The following is a 6000-nucleotide window of genomic DNA, read 5'->3' as shown; positions in this document are numbered from 1 at the left end:
TAATCTCAAAGTACGTCCTCGGTTTTTGGAGAACTTTCACGGAGATACCTTGCGGGTAGATGTTGTACCCTTTGAAGATTAAAGGAGTAAGGTGCGGGAGATGGAGAAGATGGGGCGCGATGTTCCAGACGTGATGACAGAAGCGTCTGGGAGATGGGGGAGTGAACTCAACATTGAGTCAGGGCGGGTTTCGTACCAACGTTACCATCATCAACCACAAGAAAGTCCTTAAACCCGCCCCTACAAACCAGGTTCCCTCAAGGGTGGCGAAGGAGTCTCTAGTGCAGCGGGCATAAAAATACTTGAGCAGCTTCGTAGATACGATGAAGCAGGGGGAGCAGAGGGAGCAGGGGAAGCGGGGGGAGATATTAGCTGTTCAGTTATTTCTGCCTTCTTGCACTAGTAATATCATGTCCTTATCGTCAGTTATCATTTACTTCTCCCTGGCAACCTTCTTCTTTCCCTTCTACCATCTGCCATCTGTCCTGGAGCCTTGTCTCCACCAATGGTGTAAGTATTCAACCGGACATGATATAAACAATCAGCAATCACCAGGTATTTATTATGACAACGATTACTCATTACCTTTGTATTGGCTGTCCCCTAGGTTGCCGTTTAGAAGTTGAAGATGAAGACAACAAGCTTGTCGAAGTGCGGGGTTTTAACTGCAAACGGGGACAAGAGTATGCTAAACAAGAACATACCGAACCTCGCCGCATGGTAACAACAACTGTACAGGTAGAACAAGGGCGTTGGGCTAGACTGCCGGTAAAAACTAATATGGCTATTCCTAAAGAAAAAATGCAGGAATTGTGCCAAGCGCTGCGTCAAGTGAAACTAACTGCACCTGTGAAAATGGGTGAGGTGATTTTGGCGAATGCCTTGGAAACAGGGGCGGATGTGGTTGCTACCAGAGACATGCCAGCCGCTTAAATTAGATTTATTCTGTCCTCGGACGAAGTGAAGGATTTCGTTCGAGGACAGATTACCTCTTTGACTGCAACTTGGTATAAACTCGCCCTGGTCAAATTGCAAAATTGAGTCAACCAGAGAACTTCCCCATCTCCCTGTTTCCTCGCTGGAAATGTTAATGGTAGCTTAGACGATTACTTGAAACACATTATAGTATAGATAGCCACCGTGTTTGAAGTTGAGTTGACCGACCAAGCGATCGAGGATTCTATGATGCACTGGGATTATCGGGTATTCTTTGAGGATAGTGGCTACACAATTCGTACCGTATATTATGATGACCACGGTGCGATAGCTGCCTGTTCGGAAAAGCCGCTCAAGCCTTTCGGAGAATCACTCGAAGATCTGCAAGACGAATTACATCTTTTACAGGCGGCTTTAAAAAAGAACGTTCTTTCGGCTTCTGATGTGCCAGAGCAAAGCGTTCGCCCGAAGGTAAAGCGGGGAAAATCGTTAAAGGCGGTTCGCGAGCAACTTGGCTTACACAAAGAAGCGGCTAAAGAGGTTAGGAAAGCCAAGCGTGGTTACTAGAGCTCGCGGATCTAGAACACTTCGCTCAAACGGGTGATTCGTCGTCCTTTCCACCCGAATGCTCCCCATCGTAGCGCACTTGTGTAGGGGCGGGTTTCACAACTATCGTTTATGACTTCACCCAAATGGAACTAAACCCGCCCCGATCCAATTGTGATTTTGATTCAACTGAGAACTCCCCCATCTCCGCGACAAAGGACGAATGACAAAGGACAAATCATTGACAGCGATCGCAGATTCCATGTACCGTCACTTCATAGCTTTCAGCTTGCATACCAGAAGGTAGGCGGTTCAAACCAACGCTTTCAAATGTATCCCAAGGAATATCTTTAATCGCACCGCAACAGCGACAACGAAAATGATGGTGGCGATCAACATTCGCATCGTAACGACAGACACCTTCCTCTAATAAAACTTCCCGCACCAGTCCCACTTCCCGCAGTGCTTGTAGCGCACTGTATACAGTCGCTTGAGAAGACGTTGGCGCTTGGTGATTGAGATCGCTGAGGATTTGATCTGCCGTCGGGTGATCAAAACGAGTCAGCAAATTGGCATAGACAGAAAATCGCTGTGGGGTAACCCTCAACCCCTTGGATTTCAAGACTTTAATCAGGTTTTCTGCTTGCTGCTGCATGGTATTCACCGTTTTCATAAGCAGTTCTTTAATTATAACACTCTTTTTTAGGAGTTATACTTGTCTAGCAGCTAGACTGAAAAATAAGTATTTATTACTATTGACTCATTCTTAAATCAGAATTATTCTGAGTTATAGTTAGATATAGCTAAAGCAAACAAAAATCTAGTCGTCTGTAAAACGAGGTAAATATGGCTGTTATTGATCGTGTACCCGACGCTGTGTTCAAGACTCGCGTGCGTGATGAGTCTGTAGGGGGTTCAAATCCCTACCGTTGGCAAGATCGGACAACGCAGGAAATCTTTGGTGGCAAAAAAGTTGTTGTGTTTTCCTTACCGGGTGCGTTTACACCCACCTGTTCATCTAACCACCTGCCTCGCTATGAGGAACTCTATGATGAGTTCAAGGCACAGGGTATCGATGAAATCATTTGCCTGTCGGTGAATGATGCGTTTGTCATGTTCCAGTGGGGTAAGCAGCAAGGGGCAAAGAATGTGTTATTGCTCCCCGATGGTAATGGCGAGTTTACCCGCAAGATGGGAATGCTAGTCGATAAGTCCAACCTGGGTTTCGGAATGCGTTCCTGGCGCTATTCGATGCTGGTGAACGACGGCAAGATTGAAAAATTCTTTGCTGAACCTGGTTACAGCGACAACTGCCCGGATGACCCCTTTGAAGTCTCCGATGCGGATACGATGCTTGCTTCCCTGAAGGGACAAGAATCCGCAGGTGTATCTGAGCCACGTATGGCATTTGTTGGTTAATTTGAACTACCATCTGTGGGGACACGACATGTCGTGTCCCTACCGTTTGTGTATGATGATGTTGGGTGTCTTCTCACTGTGCCAGCCGACACCTGATTCAACTACCTGAATAACTCAAAGACTTGTCTGCAGAACTGTTTGAGCTTGTCACTCACCTCCGGTGCAGGCTGATAATTACCGACACATTGCCAGTTCTCAACCGTCGAAAGTCGCCAAGCTTCTCCTTGATGATTAAATCCTGCCGCATCTAAACCGATCAAGCGATGAGACTGTTCTAAGGGATCTTGGTAAAACCGAATTTGTAGTAAGATGCTGCGGCTTTGTAACTTTCTACTCCACCCAGGAAAGTGAAAACCGATATCGATTGAGTCAGGATCAACTAGATTGCGAGTATCGGGGTCATTTTGCCAAGGTTTCAAGTCCGCCTTGGCATCGGGAAACTGGGACTTAAACAAGTTGACTATGGCGGCTATCTTGGTGGTTACCTCTAAACCCTTGGCTTGTTCCGCAGCATTCATGATTAAATCTCCTATGGTTAACGCTTATTTACAAGATTGCTTCATTATTTATTACAATTAGCGAGTCTGTTGGCTATCTGTTTAGCAGACAGGGGATATGTTGTGATTTGTTGACAATTCCCGGAGATCAGAAATTACCAGGAAAACTTGCTCAAACGTCTACAGGGCGGTAAGCTCAAAGCACGGTCAAGGTGTAGGAAAAAAAGCGTGTCCATTCAGGAAAAGTCCATTCAGGTCGGGTCGCTAGAGTGGTTTTATCGGGAAGCTACTCCAGTTAATCCCAGTACACAACCCCCAGTGCTGCTGCTTCATGGTTTACCCTCCCAGAGTTACTCATGGTCAGCACTGATGCCCGATTTAGCCGAAAAAGGATTCCGTGCGATCGCGCCGGACTGGATTGGTGCGGGTTTCTCAGCTAAACCAGACCGTCGTAAGTTTGCCTATACGCCAGATGCTTTTATTAAAGCCTTAGCAGAATTTATCCAACATCTGCAAATCGAGCGATTTTATCTGGTTGTCCAAGGGTTTCTGGGTTCAGTGGGACTCCAATACGCTTTGCGTTACCCCGATCAGGTTGAACGGTTAGCCATTCTCAACACCCCTGTCTCATCAGCAAGTCAGTTACCGTGGAAGATCAAGCAATTGGGCTTACCCTTGGTCGGTGATATGTTGACCCAAGATCCCTTGTTGGTCGATCGCACCTTAGAAGGCGGTAGTGGCTATCGCGTGTCTGATAAAGATTTAGACGTATATCGCCGTCCCTTTCTCAGCAGTTCTGATGCTGGGCGAAGTTTACTAATGACCGTTAAAAATCTGCAATTTAAATCATCTATGGCAGAAATCGAAGCCGGATTTCGCAACTGGAATCAACCCACATTGATTCTTTGGGGGATAAAAGATCCGTGGCTTCCCTTGGTTCAAGTTCAAGAATTTGCCAAAATGATTAAGAATGTCGAATTGGTAGAACTAGAAGAAGCCGGACATTATCCCCAAGATCATTGGTCTGAGAAGGTGAGTAATAATCTGCTGCTGTTTCTACGCCGTCAAGCGTTGTAAAGAGAGGAGTTGGGGTTGTAGAGACGTTCCGGTGAAACGTCTGGAAGCTAGAGGAGAAAAAATTAAATTAGAGTTTTCTACAAGTAGTAAGCTGTTCGGCATTCAAACCTTAATGTCAAACCCAAACGTGCATCAAAACAATAAACGGCATTCATCTGATGTCCTACTGATCCTGGCGACTGCTATATAACCTCCGTAAATCTACTGAAATGAATCAATTGGGGTCAAGTTGATATCCGTAAAATCCCCCTGGAATGGCTAAAAAATAAACAGCTAGGATACAAGAACGAAATAGCTGGGCATCCGCCAGAACCTTATGGCTAAGATTTTAGTAATTGAAGACGAATTATCCGTTCGAGACAATATTCTAGAGTTGCTCGAAGCCAACAATTTTCAGGTCACTGAGTCAGACAATGGATTAGCAGGTATCCAACTCGCGACCCAACAATTACCCGATTTAATTGTTTGTGATGTGATGATGCCAGAATTAGATGGCTACGAGGTGTTAACCGCCTTGCGCTCTAATCCAGCCACACAGACGATTCCCTTCATCTTCCTCACCGCTAAAGCCAGCCGAGATGACTGGCGACAAGGAATGGAACTTGGTTCCGATGACTATCTGACCAAACCATTTACCGCTAAAGAACTTCTTAGCGCGATCGCGACTCGTTTGTCAAAGCAGATGGCAATTCAGCAGCAGTCTGAAGCCAAGTTGGATGAGCTACGCAGTAATATCACCTCGGCTTTACCAAGAGAACTGCAAACTCCCCTAAATAGTATCGTTGGTACATCACATACACTGCTGGCGGACTATATTGAAGCCGCATCTGTCAGATCGATGATCGAAGATATTCAAGCGTCTGGACAGCAATTATCTCGGTCGATTCAAAACTTTTTACTTTATGCTGAATTAGAATTAGCCGAAACCTCCAGTGAACGGCGTCGAACCTTTCAAACCTATCAAACGCGATTTTCATCAGCAATTATTTCCGCTCAAGCGATTGCCAAGGCGCGAGAGTTCAATCGAGAGTCTGATCTACTACTAAATTTAACCGATACCGCTGTACAAATGGCAGCACCTCGACTTCAGAAGTTAGTTTTTGAACTTGTCGATAACGCTTTTTAATTTTCCCCCGATGGCACACCTGTTACTGTCACCAGTATAGTTAAAAAAAATCGACTGGTCTTGGCAATTAGTAATCAAGGGACAGGAATGACGGCAGAACAAATTGTCCAAGTGGGAGGCTATATGCAGTTTGAGCGCAAACTCTATGATCAGCAAGGTTCCGGATTGGGGTTAACAATTGCTAAACGCCTTACTCAATTCCATGGGGGTGAATTCGTCATTGAAAGCGTTCCGGATAAGCAAACTATTGTTACTGTTTCATTACCCGTTTCGAGATAATTGATGCTGTAATTGAATGGAACGCAAACAATATAGCATTACCCTCTGCAATAGTGGAAGTATTCAGCCAAACAGGGAATATTTAGGTTGGTTTACTGGTATAAACTCAACCCAAATATT

8 protein-coding genes and 1 pseudogene (1 of these 9 running past the window's edge) are annotated in these 6000 nt (G+C 45.3%); 7 read left to right on the top strand and 2 right to left on the bottom strand.

The window, feature by feature from the left end:
• The 3 genes from MC7420_RS24865 to MC7420_RS24855 form a co-directional block, all read left to right on the top strand.
• Positions 1-82: the final stretch of an NAD(P)/FAD-dependent oxidoreductase gene (locus tag MC7420_RS24865; protein ID WP_006103802.1), read on the top strand. 1187 nt of this gene lie to the left of the window's left edge; only the last 82 of its 1269 coding nucleotides appear in the window; the start codon falls outside the window, past its left edge; the stop codon is at positions 80-82.
• A 482-nt stretch (positions 83-564) separates the two neighbouring features.
• Positions 565-933 carry a DUF1667 domain-containing protein gene (locus MC7420_RS24860; RefSeq protein WP_006103813.1) on the top strand — a complete coding sequence of 123 codons (369 nt, stop codon included), beginning with the start codon at positions 565-567 and terminating at the stop codon, positions 931-933.
• Positions 934-1140: 207 nt separating this feature from the next.
• Positions 1141-1503 (top strand): hypothetical protein, encoded by a 363-nt coding sequence (locus MC7420_RS24855; protein WP_006103766.1) that lies wholly within the window; start codon positions 1141-1143, stop codon positions 1501-1503.
• Positions 1504-1720: 217 nt separating this feature from the next.
• Here the strand turns inward: MC7420_RS24855 and MC7420_RS24850 are convergent, their stop codons facing one another.
• The gene (locus tag MC7420_RS24850; RefSeq protein WP_006103773.1) at positions 1721-2137 is read right to left on the bottom strand and encodes a Fur family transcriptional regulator; all 417 of its coding nucleotides are present in this window, start codon (positions 2135-2137) and stop codon (positions 1721-1723) included.
• 191 nt (positions 2138-2328) lie between these two features.
• Here MC7420_RS24850 and MC7420_RS24845 point away from each other — a divergent pair, with 191 nt between their 5' ends.
• Complete coding sequence (locus tag MC7420_RS24845) at positions 2329-2901, top strand: peroxiredoxin (protein ID WP_006103824.1); 573 nt, start codon at positions 2329-2331, stop codon at positions 2899-2901.
• Positions 2902-3002: 101 nt separating this feature from the next.
• Here MC7420_RS24845 and MC7420_RS24840 read toward each other — a convergent pair whose 3' ends face one another.
• A complete protein-coding gene (locus MC7420_RS24840) occupies positions 3003-3419 on the bottom strand; it encodes a hypothetical protein (RefSeq protein WP_006103786.1) in 417 nt (138 codons plus the stop codon).
• Between the two features lie 207 nt (positions 3420-3626).
• Here MC7420_RS24840 and MC7420_RS24835 point away from each other — a divergent pair, with 207 nt between their 5' ends.
• The 3 genes and pseudogenes from MC7420_RS24835 to MC7420_RS43920 all read left to right on the top strand — a co-directional run.
• Positions 3627-4475, top strand: coding sequence for an alpha/beta fold hydrolase (locus MC7420_RS24835; RefSeq protein ID WP_006103831.1), 849 nt, complete (start codon positions 3627-3629; stop codon positions 4473-4475).
• 316 nt (positions 4476-4791) lie between these two features.
• Positions 4792-5601, top strand: coding sequence for a hybrid sensor histidine kinase/response regulator (locus MC7420_RS24830; protein ID WP_006103792.1), 810 nt, complete (start codon positions 4792-4794; stop codon positions 5599-5601).
• A gap of 18 nt (positions 5602-5619) precedes the next feature.
• Positions 5620-5880, top strand: a pseudogene (locus MC7420_RS43920) (sensor histidine kinase); the annotation flags it as partial.
• Positions 5881-6000 lie beyond the last annotated feature (120 nt).

Origin of the sequence: Coleofasciculus chthonoplastes PCC 7420 (genome assembly GCF_000155555.1) — a bacterium.
GTDB lineage: Bacteria > Cyanobacteriota > Cyanobacteriia > Cyanobacteriales > Coleofasciculaceae > Coleofasciculus > Coleofasciculus chthonoplastes_A.
The sequence above is the reverse complement of the archived record's forward strand: the minus strand, read 5'-3'. Positions and strand labels throughout refer to the sequence as shown.